This window comes from Flavobacterium sasangense DSM 21067 (assembly GCF_000686885.1).
Lineage (GTDB): Bacteria > Bacteroidota > Bacteroidia > Flavobacteriales > Flavobacteriaceae > Flavobacterium > Flavobacterium sasangense.
Map to the genome: position 1 here is coordinate 18668 of NZ_JMLU01000004.1, position 17106 is coordinate 35773.

13 protein-coding genes and 1 pseudogene are annotated in these 17106 nt (G+C 30.6%); 2 read left to right on the forward strand and 12 right to left on the reverse strand.

All coding sequences use genetic code 11. The features are described 5' to 3' along the window. Positions 1 to 12: 12 nt before the first annotated feature. From BP92_RS17320 to BP92_RS0104490, 12 genes and pseudogenes are all read right to left on the reverse strand, one after another. Positions 13 to 342: pseudogene (locus tag BP92_RS17320) on the reverse strand (MerC domain-containing protein); the annotation flags it as partial. A gap of 19 nt (positions 343 to 361) precedes the next feature. After that, positions 362 to 679, reverse strand: coding sequence for a heavy metal-binding domain-containing protein (locus BP92_RS17250; RefSeq protein ID WP_035692882.1), 318 nt, complete (start codon positions 677 to 679; stop codon positions 362 to 364). A 30-nt stretch (positions 680 to 709) separates the two neighbouring features. Next, positions 710 to 1999 (reverse strand): efflux RND transporter periplasmic adaptor subunit, encoded by a 1290-nt coding sequence (locus BP92_RS0104445; RefSeq protein WP_026724940.1) that lies wholly within the window; start codon positions 1997 to 1999, stop codon positions 710 to 712. Positions 2000 to 2010: 11 nt separating this feature from the next. Then, entirely contained in the window at positions 2011 to 6360 is a 4350-nt protein-coding gene (locus BP92_RS0104450) for a CusA/CzcA family heavy metal efflux RND transporter (protein WP_026724941.1), read from the reverse strand. 96 nt (positions 6361 to 6456) lie between these two features. Then, positions 6457 to 6783 (reverse strand): DUF6660 family protein, encoded by a 327-nt coding sequence (locus tag BP92_RS0104455; protein ID WP_026724942.1) that lies wholly within the window; start codon positions 6781 to 6783, stop codon positions 6457 to 6459. A 61-nt stretch (positions 6784 to 6844) separates the two neighbouring features. Beyond that, the gene (locus BP92_RS0104460) at positions 6845 to 8074 is read right to left on the reverse strand and encodes a hypothetical protein (protein WP_026724943.1); all 1230 of its coding nucleotides are present in this window, start codon (positions 8072 to 8074) and stop codon (positions 6845 to 6847) included. Beyond that, on the reverse strand, positions 8071 to 8511 hold the full coding sequence (locus BP92_RS0104465) for a QcrA and Rieske domain-containing protein (protein ID WP_026724944.1): 441 nt from the start codon (positions 8509 to 8511) through the stop codon (positions 8071 to 8073). The genes BP92_RS0104460 and BP92_RS0104465 overlap by 4 nt, the downstream gene beginning before the upstream one ends. Before the next feature lies 1 nt (position 8512). Continuing rightward, a complete protein-coding gene (locus BP92_RS0104470; RefSeq protein WP_026724945.1) occupies positions 8513 to 9694 on the reverse strand; it encodes a di-heme oxidoredictase family protein in 1182 nt (393 codons plus the stop codon). A 612-nt stretch (positions 9695 to 10306) separates the two neighbouring features. Beyond that, positions 10307 to 12535 (reverse strand): VapE domain-containing protein, encoded by a 2229-nt coding sequence (locus BP92_RS0104475; protein WP_026724946.1) that lies wholly within the window; start codon positions 12533 to 12535, stop codon positions 10307 to 10309. Between the two features lie 97 nt (positions 12536 to 12632). Next, positions 12633 to 12914 (reverse strand): helix-turn-helix domain-containing protein, encoded by a 282-nt coding sequence (locus BP92_RS0104480; protein ID WP_026724947.1) that lies wholly within the window; start codon positions 12912 to 12914, stop codon positions 12633 to 12635. 144 nt (positions 12915 to 13058) lie between these two features. Beyond that, positions 13059 to 13967: a hypothetical protein gene (locus BP92_RS0104485; protein WP_211252188.1), complete on the reverse strand. Its 909-nt coding sequence runs from the start codon at positions 13965 to 13967 to the stop codon at positions 13059 to 13061. 271 nt (positions 13968 to 14238) lie between these two features. After that, positions 14239 to 15456, reverse strand: coding sequence for a site-specific integrase (locus tag BP92_RS0104490; protein WP_026724949.1), 1218 nt, complete (start codon positions 15454 to 15456; stop codon positions 14239 to 14241). Positions 15457 to 15843: 387 nt separating this feature from the next. Here BP92_RS0104490 and BP92_RS0104495 point away from each other — a divergent pair, with 387 nt between their 5' ends. Together BP92_RS0104495 and BP92_RS16670 are read left to right on the forward strand one after the other, a co-directional pair. Continuing rightward, positions 15844 to 16470 carry a DUF2004 domain-containing protein gene (locus tag BP92_RS0104495; RefSeq protein WP_026724950.1) on the forward strand — a complete coding sequence of 209 codons (627 nt, stop codon included), beginning with the start codon at positions 15844 to 15846 and terminating at the stop codon, positions 16468 to 16470. A gap of 172 nt (positions 16471 to 16642) precedes the next feature. Then, positions 16643 to 17086, forward strand: coding sequence for a hypothetical protein (locus BP92_RS16670; protein ID WP_051604392.1), 444 nt, complete (start codon positions 16643 to 16645; stop codon positions 17084 to 17086). The last annotated feature ends 20 nt before the right edge of the window (positions 17087 to 17106 follow it).

Below are 17106 nucleotides of genomic sequence, written 5' to 3' on the forward strand. Positions count from 1 at the left end.
ATAATTTACAGCAGTAGCTATTAAAACACCAAACATCCCTATATAAACAAGTAAAATATTGTTATTTACATAAAAGCTATAAAAAATTAGTCCAGCACTAGGAATTGCTATAAGTAAAGGATATAAACATTTATGTTTTTGATAAGAAATATAAAACCCTACAATAGAAACTATGACCAATATTTGAAACACCCACATTGTCCATCCACCAAAAAGCTCAAAGCTTCCTAATCCAAGTGCAGATGCACCAAACGCAAATAAAGGAAAACAACAGGGTGAAAAAATAGCTGTTATGAAAAGCCCAATTGTTCCTAATTTATCTATGTTTGATTTTATTTTCATTTTCAACTATTGTATTTACTTAATGATTATGTCCTTCGTGGCCCTCTTTTGAATGATCGTGTCCTTCGTGATCTTCTTTTGAATGGTCGTGTCCTTCGTGACTATCAGCTTTTGCTTCAATTAATTCCATTTTGCAAACTGGACAGTTTCCTTTTTTATCATACGTTTTTCCTTTTTCACAATCCATTGGACATTCGTAAGCTAATTTGTGAGCTTCTCCTTCTTTGTGATTATGTCCTTCGTGTTCAGTTGTAGCTTCAGTATTTTCTTTTTTATTACAAGAAACTGTACTAAATGTTGCAATAGCAAAAGCTATTATTAAAATTGATTTCTTCATTTTTTATGTTTTTTAAAGTTAAATTAAATATTAATGTTCGTGACCGCCACCACCTTCACTTTTCAGTAAATGACTTTGAATGTAGTAAGCTCCTTTTAAGACAATTTTTGCGTTTGGTTCAATTTTTTGAAGTAAGGTAACTTGTGTATATCCTAATTGTGAAGTTCCTGTTTTTACTTCAATACGTTGGAAGTGGAATTTTTTTCCTTCTGCTTCTTCGTGCTTGTCTCCATCTTCGTGATTATGTCCCTCTTTTTCATCGTGAGCCACTTCTTCTTTATGACCTTCTTCTAATACAAAAATGAATTCTCTACCATCTGCTTTTATAATTGCTTCTGATGGTAAAGCTTTCACTGTATTTGCTCCTGCATCGATAAGTGCATTTACATACATTCCAGGTATTAATTTTTGTTGAAAGTTTGAAATATCAGCGTGTACGGCTACTGATTTTGTTTCGTTTTCGAATGATTTACCAACACTAAATATTTTTCCATTAATTTCAGTATTGCCTTGATTGGTTAAAATAAAACGTACATTTTGACCTTGTTTTACTTTAAATAAATCTTTTTCGTACACTAGTAAATCTACGTGTAATTTAGAGTTGTCAACTATATTCATTAAGGGTTTACCTGCTTCAACATTACTTCCAATTTTAATATAAATTTCTGTAATATTACCTGAAATTGGAGCAATTACTGGAACTGTAGCCGTTGTATTTCCGTTACCACTAATGTGTAAAGTATTTAATTGCTTTTGCAAAGAATTAAACCTTGCTCTTTCAATTTCATAATCTGATTTGGTTTTTTGAAAAACTTTTTTAGAATTTACTTCTTCCTCACTTAATGTTTTTTGTCTTTCAAATTCTAATTTTAGAAACTCTAAATTACTTTTTGAAGTTAGATAAGCTTCTTGAATTTTAGTAAATTCAGGACTTTCAATTGTAGCAATAGTTTGTCCTTTACTCACTCTTTGTCCTTCGATTACATTTATTGTTTTTACAATTCCTGTAGTAAAAACAGATACATCAGCTTGATTTTGTGGTGGCAACTTTGTATAACCATTTGCCTTAATTACTTCACTCAAATTTTTATCTGAAAAAGTACCTAATGTTATACTTGATGCATTAAACTGAGCTTCATTTAATTCAACTTCTTTAATTGCTGTTGGCTCTTTTTCTTCAGAGTGACTTTCTTCTGTATGAGCTTCACCATCTGTATGTACGTGTCCATCGCCTTCAGTATGACGCAAAGAAAAATATAAAATAATAGCAAGGATTATTGCTCCTACTATTGATGCATATATTATATTCGATTTTTTCATTTTACTTTTTATTATTGATTGATACTGTATTGAATTGTAATTATAGTTTGATTATAATTATAAATCGCTTCGCTATAATTTAATTGAATTTGACTTGCTGTTTCTAAACTTTGAACATATTCCACATAAGAAATATCACCATTTTGATACCCTTTTGTTGCGTTTTTAATTATTAAATTAGCGTTTGGCATCGCTGTATTTTTATAATAATCTATTAATGATGCATATGTGACTAATTGCTCAGATTGTTGCTCTAAATGGCTTTTAAATTGCTGATTTATATAATCGGCATTTTTCTGTTCTCGTTCAATATTTGTTTTTGCAGATTTTGCTCTAGCGATACTACTTCCTGCAAATATTGGAACAGACAAACCAACTACAACACCTTGAAATTGAGGTGTGCTATTATAATATATTGGTGTTCCGTTTACATCTTGAATACCTGTTATAGATTGCAAAAAATAGCCCACTGAAAAATCTGGTGACAATGCTGATTTTTCTACTTTATGATTGGCTTTTGCAATTTTAACTTGTTGATCTGCTAATTGAACAATTAGATTTTGTTTTACCATTGAACTATCAACTTTCGCCATAGCAGGATATGGTACAAATGAAGTGTCAGTTGCTACAAAATCAGTTTTTAAATCTAAAATTGCTTTTAATTTTGATTTTTCAATTGCAATTTGTGTTTTATTTTGCTTTATTTTTTGCTCTAATTCTTGTTGTTTCGCTAATGCAATTGTTTTTTCTAAAGCATTTGTTTCACCTGTTTGAAATTTCAGATTGGCAGACTTTACAAATTTTTGCATTACAGCATTTTGTTTTTCTAAAACTGTATTTTGCTTTTCATAAAACAACAAAGTATTCCAAGATTGTCTTATAGAATAAGTTATTTCTTGTTTTGCAACTCCTAATTTAGTTGAACTTGCATTACTATATTCTTTAAGCAAACTCCTTTTAGCACTTATTTGAAATGGATTAAAACTTTGACTGATACCGAAATTTTTATCTTGAGCTTGTGAGTTTATTTGTCCAAATGTTCCTGTCAATTCCGTTTTAGGAAGTTCAAATGCTGTTTTTTGCAACTGTGTTTGCATTTTTACTTCTAATTCTGAAGCTTGGATACTTTGATTATTTTCCAAACCCATTTCAAGAGCTTGTTTTAAATCAAGCTTTTGAGTTTCTTGTGCATTTGCTCCGAATATCCCAAATAAAAATATAATTACTAAAGCCGAATTATTCATAGTTTTTCTTTTAATTTTTATCCCATTTTCAAAATATAAATACAGAATTGGAAGGACAATTAATGTTAGTAAAGTCGCAGTTATTAATCCACCAATTACAACAGTTGCTAATGGTTTTTGAACTTCAGCACCTGCGCTACTGCTAATTGCCATTGGTAAAAATCCAAGTGAAGCAACAGCCGCAGTTAATATAACAGGTCTTAATCTTACTTTAGTACCTTCTTTTATTCTGTCATATACATTGTCCATACCTTGTTTTTTAAGTTCATTAAAATATCCAATTAAAACAATTCCGTTTAATACAGCAACTCCAAAAAGAGCAATAAATCCTACACCTGCTGAAATACTAAATGGCATATCTCGTAACCAAAGGGCAACAATACCACCAATAGCAGATAATGGAATAGCAGTAAATATTAATAGAGATTGTTTGATTGATTTGAATGTAAAATAAAGCAATACTAAAATTAAACCCAATGCTACTGGCACAGCAACAGAAAGTCGTTTGTTTGCTTCAACAAGATTTTCAAATTGACCACCATAAGTAGTATAATACCCTTCTGGTAATTTTAGTTTTTCGTCTAATTTAGTTTGAATGTTTTCTACCACAGTTTTCACATCTGCACCACGAACATTAAAACCTACAACAATTCTACGTTTTCCATTTTCACGAGAAATTTGCATTGGTCCATCTTCATATTTTACATCTGCAATTTGTTCTAATGGGATTTGATTACCTGATGGTAAGGTTACAAATAAAGCTTTTAGGTTTTCAATATCTTTTCTGCTGTCATCGTCTAATCTTACTACTAAATCAAAACGTTTTTCGCCTTCATAAACAACACCTGCCGTTTCTCCTGCAAACCCCATTCTGACAACTTTGTTTAAGTCGCCAATTTTTAATCCGTAAAGTGCTAATTTGTCTTTATTGTATCGAATTGTTATTTGTGGTAAACCTGCAACTCTTTCTGCTTTAACATCTGAAACACCTTCAATACCATTAATTAACTGTACAACTTCTTCACCTTTGCTAACTAACATTTCTATATCGTCACCAAAAATTTTAACGGCTACATCACTTCTAACACCTGTCATCAACTCATTAAAACGCATTTGAATAGGTTGAGAAAACTCTGTAAATGCACCTGGAATATCAGACAAAGCGTGTTCCATTTTTTCCATTAATTCTTCTTTGGTTTCTGCTGAAGTCCATTCGTTTTTATCCTTTAAGAGAATAATCATATCTCCTGCTTCAATAGGCATTGGGTCAGTAGGAATTTCAGCCGAACCAATTTTGGTAACTATCATTTTAATTTCAGGAAATTTGGCTCTTAAAATTTGTTCTGCTTTAGTTGTTGCATCAACTTCTTGTGATAAAGAACTACCCGAAGCTATTATCAAATGCGTTGCAATATCACCTTCATCAAGTGTAGGAATGAACTCGCCACCTAATGTATTAAATAAGATTAATGAACCTATAAATAATGTAATAGCCACACCAATAATTGCAGCTTTAACTTGCAATGCTTTTTCTAAAAGTGGTGTATAGAAATTGTAAATGGCATCAATTATTTTATCACTAAAATTCTTTTTATGTCCTGTTTCTTTTTTTAATGCCAAAGCAGACATCATCGGAACATAAGTTAATGACAATATAAATGCTCCTAATATGGCAAATGATACTGTTTGTGCCATTGGTCCAAACATTTTTCCTTCGATTCCTACTAAGGCTAAAATTGGCAGATATACGATTAAAATTATTATTTCACCAAAAGCAGCACTACTTCTAATCTTTGCAGATGCTTTATACACTTCATCATTCATTTCTTGAGTGGTGAGTTTACCTTTTTTACTGACTTGGAGTCGATGTATAATAGCTTCAACAATGATTACAGCACCATCAACGATTAAACCAAAGTCGATTGCCCCTAAACTCATTAAATTTCCACTCACTCCGAAAAGTTTCATCATTGAAATGGCAAATAATAAAGCTAACGGAATAACTGAAGCTACAACTAAACCTGCTCTCCAATTACCCAGAAGTAATACTAAAATGAAAATTACAATTAATGCTCCTTCAATAAGATTAGTTTGAACAGTATTGATAGCCTTATCTACTAAAACTGTTCTATCCATAAACGCCTCAATCTCTACACCTTCAGGAAGTGATTTTTTGATTTGTTCCATTTTCTCTTTGACAGTTTTAACAACTTCTCCACTGTTTTCGCCTTTAAGCATCATTACCATTCCTGATACTTCTTCGCCTTTTCCATCTTTTGTAACTGCTCCATATCTGATACTACTACCTATCTGAACCTTTGCAACATCACTAATAAGAATAGGAATACCATTTTGATTTTTTACTACAATTTTATTAATGTCTTCAATACCATTAACCATACCCACACCACGAATGAAATAAGCATATGGCTTTTTATCAATGTAAGCACCACCTGTATTTTCGTTATTATTTTCTAAGGCATCAAAAATCTCAGTAATAGTTGTATTCATACTTTTCAGCTTATCTGGCTGAACTGCTATTTCATATTGCTTAAGATTTCCGCCAAGAGTGTTTACTTCAGCTACACCTTTTGTACCAACCAATTGAGGTTTTATAATCCAATCTTGTATGGTTCTTAAATCCGTTGCATTATATTTTTCTTCAAATCCTTTTTTGGGAAATACTACATATTGGTATATTTCACCCAAACCTGTACTAACTGGAGCCATTTCAGGTGTACCAACTCCTTTTGGTATGGTGTTTTCGGCTTCTTTTATTCGTTCTGTAATTTGTGCTCTTGCCCAATAAATATCTACTTCTTCTTTAAATACTACTGTTACAACACTTAAACCAAAACGACTTATTGAACGAAGTTCTACAATATCAGGAATTGATTTAACTGATTGTTCTATTGGATAGGTAATAAATTGCTCTACTTCTTGGGTTGCTAAAGTAGGTGAACTCGTAATTATTTGTACTTGATTGTTTGTAATATCCGGTAACGCATCAATTGGTAAAGTATATAATGAATAACTACCAACGATAACTAATACGAGTGTAAAAAGTCCAATAATAAATTTATTATTGATACTAAAATGAATGATTTTATCTAACATTTTTATTGTATAATGAATTAATAAACAGAGAACTGTTTTTCTTTTTTAAGTTGCTTAAAAGACACAACTTATTAACCCGAAATTACTCGGGCTTCATTATACTAACTGAGGTGGTTGCCAAATACTTCCGTAAAAATTTGAAAAAGAAGTTGACTTATAAAATGAAATAGAAGTTTTTATTTCTTGAAATTGTACTAAAAACTGAAAAGATTGAATTTCTAAAAACGTTAATGTTTGTTGACCACAACAATTGCAAACACAAAAAGGAGAACACAAATCTGTTTCTTCATCGTGTGAATGATTGTGTTGTGAGTTAGTTTGTGATTGTGAAGATTTAACTAAAACATCATTATGCTTATCTGCACAAGGATAGGCAGTAAGCATAATAATATATATTGATAATATGATGTTTAGTATTTTCATTGTTGTAAAAGTAATATTTTTTTACAAAAAATAAAAATAAATACAAATTGTGTTTTTTATTTTAAAAATAAGTAGATATTCCTAAATTAAATCCATCTGTTACAGATGGTGGATTCAATAAGATATCTCTTTGTTTTTGTAATCTGTAATTCAAACGAATAACAGTTTGACTATTTGGTCTGAAACTTAATGCTGGAACAATACTCCATAAATCTTCACCCATATTTTCACCTGTTTCTTTAAATTTACCTACGTTCCAATCTACATATTCCAATCTACAAGCCACATTTATTGTTGCATTTTCCCAATCTAAAATTGTTCCTTTTACGATAGGTTGAACAATATCTACAAAACCACCATATTGCTTATTACCAAATTGTTGCGTATAAGTTTCTGGAACATCTACTTTAATCCAAGCCCATTCGGCAGTAATAAAAGTTTTTATTTTTGGAAGTGTTGTGTTAAAATCAATAGCAAAAATATTTACTCGACGCTTCTTATCTATAATTATACCATCATCTTGAAATTTGTTGTAAATACCACCCATATAAGACAAACCAATTTCACCAATTTTACTATTTCTTACAGCCATTTTACCAGTAAATAATGGTTCTCCACTATTAATTTCTTCAAACCTTTCTGGGTTATCCTTTGCAGCTGGTAAATATGTTTTATTTTGAGTGTTTTCTATAATTGAATTATCAAAATTTCCAGAGAAATAAGCTTCATAACCAAACATCCAATTCTTATGATATTTTTTTCCGTATAATCCTGCTCCAACATTACTAAAAGTTCCGGGAAGCATTTGCGTTGCAGATATTGGTCGGTCTGTAAATTCCCATTTTGGGCCATCGTGATTTTGATTAAACGAACCAATTGGATTTACAATAATTCCAGCTCTAAAGTTTGCTAAAGGATGGAATTCAACATCAACAGAAGCAAATTCTATTGAAATTTCTTTACCACCATCTTCAAATTCTAATTCACTTAAAAACTTTACTCTTTTACTTATAGATGAAGACATAAATATTGATAATCTTCTAGCTTGGAATTGATGCCCTTCCGAAATGCCATCAGTAGTAAGATGTTGCCAATTTGTTTCAAGGTAACCACCAATTGCAATAGGTGTTTTGTTTATATTTAATGTTGGACGATTATAAATAGCATCCATATTTAAGGTTTTCGTTGTATCTTTTGTTACTCTTTTTAATAAGGTTGGATCTATTTGCGCATTGACTGTATTAGCAAATGCACAAAAAAATATAATTATATAGGAAATTGAGATTCTCATTTTAATGAAACTTTTAAAATATTGTTTTCTATTAGTATTGGAAATTTTCTTAAATCGGTATTTGCAGGACCACTTTCAACTACTCCTTTATTACTAAATTCACTGCCGTGTGCTGCACATTGAAGTTTGTCTCCAAAAGCTTGCAATTCTGCTCCTTGATGTGTGCATTTCATTAGTAATGCCGAATATTCCGTTGCATTGAATCGGTAAATACAAATAGGAAATTGTAGTATTTCATTTTGTATAATTATATATTTTTTATACTCAGTTTTACCGTTAGATACGATTTCAAAATCAGTAATTGGGACTAAAATATCTGAACCATCAATTTTTTTAGAAAGTACTTGAGAAGAAGAACAACTTTGTAATAAAGAAATTCCAGTAATAGCCGCCAAGCAACCAAAACCACAAGTTTTTAGAAATTCTTTTCTATCCATTTTATAAAGATTTTAAAAATTTTAATACCGCATTTTTATCTGCTTGAGAAAGATTATTATATGCGTTTTTACTATTGTTAGATTCTCCACCGTGCATTGCAATAGCTTCTTCTATACTATGCGCTCTACCATCGTGCATTAAAAAATATTGTCCGCCTTGTGAGTTTGTTGAAAGTCCTAAACCCCATAATGGTGGTGTTCTCCATTCAGAAGTTTTAGCGATTCCTTCGGTGTACCCATCATCAAGACCACTTCCCATATCGTGCAAAAGCATATCTGTATATGGTGAAAAAGATTTGAAAGATAATCCTGAAATTGGTGAATATCCAGTTGTTAAATTTGACTTATGACAACCCACACAATTTACTTGATTAAATAAATTTTTTCCGCGAATTACTTCTTCATCGTTCTGATTACGTTGTATTGGTGCCTTTAGCGTTTTAAGATAAAATACTAAATCATTAACTTTTACATTAGTTACTTCGGGGTCAATTTCTTCATTAGTATAAACATCAATAGGGTTAAATGTTGAAGTAATTCCCATATCTTGATTATAAGCATTTACAGTTTGATGTAACAAACTAAAAGCTGCTGCTTTTTTACCAAATCTTCCAATATATTTACCGTTTTGAGTAACTGCACTTTCAGGATTAATGTAGCTTGGAATTGTTATCCAATTTGGTACACCAGAAATACCATCACCATCTAAATCATTTGGGTCTGCCATTGCTAAAATGTCAGCATCAGTTAAATACTGTAAAAAGCCTAAACCTGTATTTGCAGGCGGAGTGAATTTTGAAAATGTTGCACCAAAGGGAATTTGTTCTGGTGTATAGCCTGGCATAGCTCTATTCTGTAATTGTGGTCCTCCTAAATGTAAAAATGTATTGCCGTTTTCGTCAGCTTGACCAAAACGTATTAATGTTGTAAACGGATGTCCTTTTCCATCACCTGCGTGACAACTAATACAACTTGTGGCAACAAATGTTGAACCTAATCCTGTATTACGAGTAAAAACTTCGGTAAATGCACCGTCTCCACTTAAAAACCTTGCTAATTCTTCATTTGATAATCCTTCAATTGTTCCGTCTAAAACTTCATCATCAGCTGGAATATCTACATAACTTGTTTCACACGACATAGCAATTGTGCAAAAAGCAACATATAAAATTAATTTTTTCATTACTGTAATATTATTTTTAGGCAAACCTAAAATATTAATTAGACAAATACAAGTTAAATATTAAGAAATCACTAAATAATAAAAATTTATAGTCCTTAAGCTAAGTGCTATAAGCATTTTTTACTAATTAATTTTATATAAAAAACATACGATAAATTAAAAATTAAAAAGAATATTGGCTGTCATTTTACTAATAGGGTAACATTGGTACCCTAATTTTGGAAAAAAGATATTTTATTTTTTTAGTTATAAAAAAAACTGATTTATATGGAATTTCGAGTGCAAACAAAACTTACTATTTTATTGATTTGCGTTAAAATATTCTAATGTTACCCGAAAGTTTGAAACTAAAAAAAATAAAAAATGTTTGTGTTGATTTATGGTTACCCTGCTTACCCTGTGAAAAGGGTGTATTTTGGAGGTTTTGGGTGATGGGTTTAGGGTGTTAGGTTTTTGGATAGAAAATGGTACACAGATTTAACGGATTGAACAGATTAGCACGGATTTTATTTTGATAAGTGTTACTTATAAATTAAAAAATCCGTGATTAAAATTGTATTTAGCCACGGATTAAATGCCTTTCGACTACGCTCAAGGTGACAAAGCAACGTCTTAATTCTCGTCAACAATTTTGTTTCTGTTATCTACTTCTTCGTATGTGTTTTCTATTAAGGCATATACAAATATTCCATTTTTCTTTAGTCTTAGAAAGTTGTGTTTCTTTAAAGCTTTGCCTAATTTGTTTATTGTTCCGTCTGAAATATTGATTTTTGCTTTTTCTGCTAGTTTTGTCGCTATTTGTGATGCGTTTAGGAATGTTAGTCCACCGCCAACAATTCCTGTTGAATGTAACGGAAGTACATTTGATTGGCTATCTGTATATTGATTTAGTTCGTTTTTATATGCTGGTTCAAACCACGTTAATAGTAATTCTTCTTCTGGGCTTCTTAATTGGTATTGTTCATTGTTTTCGGTGATGTTTTTGATTTCTTCTTGGTCGAACCAATGTCTGAATCCGCTTTTGAATAAATACAAGGCTTGGGAAAAAACAAGATTAATATCTACTTCGTGTTGGTATTGAATACCTTCTAATTCAAAACAAAGAAATCTTCTACTTCCTGTACTGTCGTTTAAGAACTGAGCTGTGTTGACACTTCCTGCAAATGATGCGCGTCTTGGCATTGTTTCGTTATTGTGTCCGTAAGCTTTTCTCATTCTGATTTGCGTTTTTGTAATAATTTCTTTTAAGCTGCCTATTTCGGAACGGTTTAGGTTTTCTAATTCGTCTAAATTGATTAACATACATTCCGCCAGCTGCACTAAAGTATCTTTATTGTTTGGATTGATAGTTCCTGAAAATAAATACTCTTTCAATTGTTTTGGTACTAATTTTTCTACCCAAGTTGTTTTTCCTAATCCTTGTTTTCCACTGAATACGATTACTGTATGATTTATTACTTTATCATCCAATACACAACCTACCATTGCTACAATCCATTTTTTAAAACATTGCTGCCAAAGTTCTTGTTTTGTAGTTGTTATAGTGTTTGCCAATTCTAAAATGTAATCGGTTTTTTCGTCGTACGTTGGTAAATTATAGAAGTAATCTTCAAACGGATTGAACAATTGACAGAAATCAGAATACAACAAGTTTCTTAATGAAGATAGATTTGTTTTAATTCTTCCTTTCAAACATTCACGAAGCATTGAGTTTTCTATAAAATCATTCATTACATTCCATTTCTTTTTCCCAAAATATTGAAACTCTAACTTACCTGAAACAATATTGTGACGAAATACATAACGTGTTGATAAAAACAGTTCTAGGCGGTCTATTTGGGTTGGTTTTGGTTTGTCGTCATCGATTTCATCGATGTTAGCCTTCTGCGAAGGAGTTTCCTCGACTTCGCTCGGAATGACACCTTTTTTTGATTTATTTTTTGTATTTCGACTTGTTTCAATTTTTTCATTTTTCCCAAATTCTTGAATATTTCCATAAGCGCTATTGATTGTTTGTGTTACTTCTTTTTCGTCATATCCAAAATCTGTTAGAATAAAACTTAATGCTTCTTGTAATGAAATGCCTTTTCGGTTTAGGTTACAGGCTAATTGATGTACGAATACGTTTCGACTACCTTGCGAAAATTGCACTTTTTTTTCTGTAAATTTTATGCAGTGATTATAAATGGCTTCGCTGTTTTTTGTTTCAGGTTTCAAGTTTAAAGTTGGAGGCACTTCGACAAGCTTAGTGTGAAAAGGTTGTTTTGAGTTGGTTGTATTCAAAGGCACTTCGACTGCACTCAGTGTGACAAAGACAATAGCATTTTCATTTATGAATACATTTTCATCGTAGGAATAAAAGCAAAGTCTGGTTATGTCTTTTCCGGATTTGTCTATTTCTAAATTTAGTAATTTTTCATAATGATCCTGGATTGCTAAAAAAGTTTCTTTGTGTTCGGCTTTTATGCTGCTTACTTTTACTAAAATCTTTAATCCGTTGCCTGATGGACTAATAAAACAAGCATAAGTAAATTCGCATTGTCTTGCTAAATGATTGACTTTTGCTAGTTCTTCTGTTTGTAATTTGTCGATGTCTAAAATGATGTAGTTGGAATATTCTGCCAAAAATTCCATTTTTCTACCACCAATAAATTTTCCTGAAGGTGTAAATGCAGGAAGTGATTTTTTTGCTTTTTCGTAAGCTTCTAATTTATTTTCAGATAGTGATTTACGCAAATAAACTATGGCGTGTTTGTATTTACCTGTTTTGATTTCCTCCAAAATCATTGGTATTGTTTTGTGTTCTACAACTTCGTTGAAGTTTTTGAAGATGGTTACCATAAGGATAGTGTTCAGTGGTCAGTTATTAGTATTCAGTTTCGTTTCGTCCAAAAGTTTGCAGTCGCAAACTTCACAAGTTCCATTACATTCTGTCATTTTATTTGCCTTTGAATGATTTGTTATAATGCTCTTGAAGTAGTTTTTCTACATCAGAAAGTTTGTAATAGATTTTACTTCCTACTTGACTGAATGAAATTTTACCTTCGTCTCTCCAGGTTTGGGCGGTACGTTTTGAGATTTTCATTAATAACAGAAATTCTTGATTGTCTAAAAAGGTTTCCTTTTTTGGGTCGGCTTTGGTGTTTAATTGATTTTGAATTGCTTCTAATTTTGTCATTAAGTCGCTGAACTGGTCTTTTGTGATGATAATTGCTTCCATTTTCTTTGTTTTTAAAAGTTTATGGTGCAAATGGAAGAAATAGAAAAAAGTCCGATTAGACTTAATTGGTCTTATCGGACTAAATACTTATTGAAGTGGTAATTTTAAAGGAATATCAAATTTTATTTACTCTTTTCCATCGGACTAAAACTTAACTGACACATCGCTATTTGGGTCTTTATCGGTGCGATTTGGTGATAAATAGGTTTGAACTGTACTCATTGAAAGTGGTTGTCCTTCTTCATCTACAAAACTATCACAGACAAATTGCGCCACATCTTTAATCTTATGTTGTAAATAAGGTTTTCCATTTGGTTTTACGTTTGTCATCATTTGTTTGAAAGCAAAGGCAATTATATTTAGTGGTCCGTTTATTTGAAGCTTGTTTTTAGAATTATGTATTGAATTGGAATTGTTTTCTAATAGTTCTTTTTCATTTTCGAATTCCGTTTTCATTTTACGAATGGTTTGCAATTTTTCAATTAATTGATTGCATTGTATATCGTAATCTAATAGTTTACTGTTTTTAGAAATTATATCGGCATTTTTATATTCGTAGATTTCTTCTGTTAAATGGATTATTTTTTCATTGAAGTTATCCAACTTTTCAACGTGTTCTTTTACTTCGTGAAAGGAAAAATATCTATCTTCCGCTTCCGCATTAATTAATCTTTTTGGAGTTGCTTTATGTGCTGCTCTTACTCTCATAGATTGAATTTCTTCTCTTTTCTTTTCTAAAATATGGAAAAGTTTGTTGTATTTGCATAATGCAGTTTTAGTAACAAATAGTGATTCGTTTCGGGAAATTAGTTTTTCTAATTTGTTTATCCAGTTCAATTCGTCTTTTACTAAGTCGGTTTGATAGTTTATGAAATCGGAATATTTGGATTGAGGCAAATCGAAAATCTTTGTAATCAAAGCAGTACAATAGGTTTGTAAGTTGATTTCTTCGTTTATAATAATATCAAATAATGGGTTACTTGATTGTGCTGAATTAACAGCAATAAACTCCACAAATGATGAAGTCTTAATAGGCAAATTTGGTGCGTTCAATTGAATTGATAATTTAATGTCTAACAATAACTAATTTTTACTTGCCTTTATGTGATTGTCACTTATCAATTGCTCAAAAATCCTCTTTATTTCACTTAAAATTGGCTTGTACTTACTTTTTTCTTTCTTCTTACTTTTATCATAAAAAAAAATCCTATTGGATAGGATTTTGATTTATAGGCTTATAATTTTCTTATTTTCAATATGTAAAAATAATACTTTATCTTGTAACGCATTTCTTAATAAAATATTATATTTCTGTTAAAATATTTTAGTAAATATAATTATCAACTGCATTGTCTAATTCTTCATTAATAATTTTAGCATATATCTGTGTTGTGCTGATGTCATTATGATCCATTAACTTACTTACGTGCTCAATTCTCATACCATTATTTAAAGCATTGGTTGCAAAAGTGTGTCGGCTAATGTGAAACGAAACTTTAACTGGTAATTCTAATTTCTTTGCAATTCTTTGAATTTGAAAATTAGCTGCTTTATTGGAACTTTCAGTAAAAGTATAACGGAACTCATCATTTTTGAAAAACATTTCTTTATTTGTGATTACTGGAAATATAAAATCATCTGGTTCCGCATTTTTCTTTTTATATTTATGAATAATATCCCAAGCTACTTGACCAATTTTAAACTGATGCATTCTTCCTGTTTTACGAATGACTTTTTTAATTCTTCTTTCTTCCTCGCTAAAGTGTTTAACTTGAAATTCTAACACATCACTAAAACGCAATCCGCCAGCGAATATTGAAAAAATAAACATATCGCGATAGATACAAGCTTTTGAATTTTCTTGAAGTTTATAATTGTTGATTGCTTCAAATTGTTCTTTCTTTAAAAACTGTCTTTTACTTGCGTCCTTTTTAAGTTTCAGTTTATTAAATGGGTACATATACTCTGGAATGATTTCTTCTTTAATAGCTTCCTTGAACATAATAGCCAAAATCATTATAGAGTAACGCTGTGTAGTATTTCCGTTTTTTAAAACATTACTTAAATATCCTAAATAGTCCAATAACAAAGAAACCGTAATATCATCAAAATAAACATCCTTTGTACCCACCCATTTTTCAAACTTATCCAAATAAACGTGATAGTTTTTATAGGTTGAAATTGATACATTGTTTCTAATTCTCTCACAATGCTTTCTCGAATATTCAAAGAAATTTGGTACTTCTTTACCCTTGATAGCTTCTTTTAACTTTTTGATTGAAACTGTTTTTACCTTTCTTTCTAAGTCTGCAACTTGTCCTTCAGCATCGGCAATTTTTTGAGATAATGCAGCATTCATTCTCGCACTATTAGAATGGTTCTTTTTTACTTTCTGCTTTACTTCATCCCACTCACTCTCTTTTAGTTTAACTCCCGCAGTGATAAATTTCGTTTTTCTATCTTTTATAATTCGGATATACAAAGGACTGTGACCTGTTTGGTCTTTCTGATTGGTGCGTAAAATAAGTTTAATTGAAGCCATAATTATAGAATATTAGAAATGTTATACTATATTTGTAATGCAGTGCAAAAGGGTGAAAGTATTGATTTTATTGGGTTTTCATTCCAGTGCAACTCAGTACTAAAGTACAACAATTGGTACAACAAAACAAGTATTTTAATGCTTTTTTATGCTTAAATTTGCTTTTGTACTTTTTAAAAAGTCAATAAATACGGCACTTTAAGTGCAAAAGGGTACTTGCGTTTTTAAAGTTGAGATAACAGCGGTTTGCTTCAATGGCTACTTCCGGATTTTCCTACGGAAAATCCGCTGCTGAATGGAATGTTTTGTTATATTTGTAATGGCTTGGTGTTGGTGCAACGCCACTGAGAGCAAGCCGCAGAACGTTAGCCACAATATGAAAAAATCATGACGCAAACTTTACTATTTTTACTTGTAATCGGAATTGGAACATTTTATGCTTTTAAAAACGGAAATAAAGCAAAGAAAGATATTATAGAATTTGAAAACTTAAAGTACCAAAAAAACAATGTTGATAATGAAATAGTTGATTTAAAGTTTTTTGGGAAAATCGATTTAAATAATACTAAAGAATACATTGATGTTTCCGCAAATATAAATGGAAATAAAATATCAATTGATTTAATTTTTTTTGAGAAAAAAGTTTCTAAAAAAACAATAGAACCAACAATACATTTATTAAATAATCTTTCTGAAATTGAAAAAAATGCAAAAAAAATAATTTTAGAAGATTATAAAATTCAAAATGTAGTTCTTGATTATATTGAACACCATCTTCAAGAATTCAGTGAAAGTGATTTACAATCTTTAGATATAATTCAAACAGAGAAATTAGAAGAAAAAAAATTAAAGTTTCTAAATAAAATTAAACTTGTAAGAATTGGAATTTATCCTGAAGATTCAGATAGTATGGCTACGTTTGATTATACAATTGGTCGAGATTTAACCCAGTACCTAATTGTTATACGTTTTGATAGCGAAGGAAAGCTTGTTGAAATAGTAATGGAAAGTTAAATACTACCACTAACAGCCGTTCATTTCAATGGCTACAAATCAATAAAACACAACATTTGATTTTCTGCTTGAAATCTTATCTTAGCAAGAAATAATCGTTCTAAGAAGCCAAAACCTTCTTGCCAAGCCACAGAACGTTTTTAAAAATTATAAAAGACAGAATACTAACCCCATGCGAATTCAAAATATAAATTTAAATTCTCAAAAAATCAAAGACAAAGAAAATCAAATAAACGATCTACTATCTGAAATTTTAAATAGAAATATAATTGATGCTGAAACCCATAAATTCATTGAAGATTTTGTGAATGAAAGTAAAACAATTGAAAATCAAGAGAACTTATATTTTAAAGAATTAAATGCTTTTGAAAAAAAATTATTAAAAGAAATAGAAAGAAAATATAAGCTCGTAAAAAAGGACTATTATAAAAATCTTTGGACTGTGTTAGGTATGGCTACATTTGGTCCATTAATCAGTGGTCTTTTCGGTTCCGTTTTTAAAAACATGGCTTTTATAGAAATAGGATTTCCTGTTGGTTTACTTATTGGAAGACAACTTGGAAGCTATATGGACAAAAAAGCTGCAGAAGAAAATCGACAATTAAACATAAAATAACTTCACCCAATGTTAGCCGA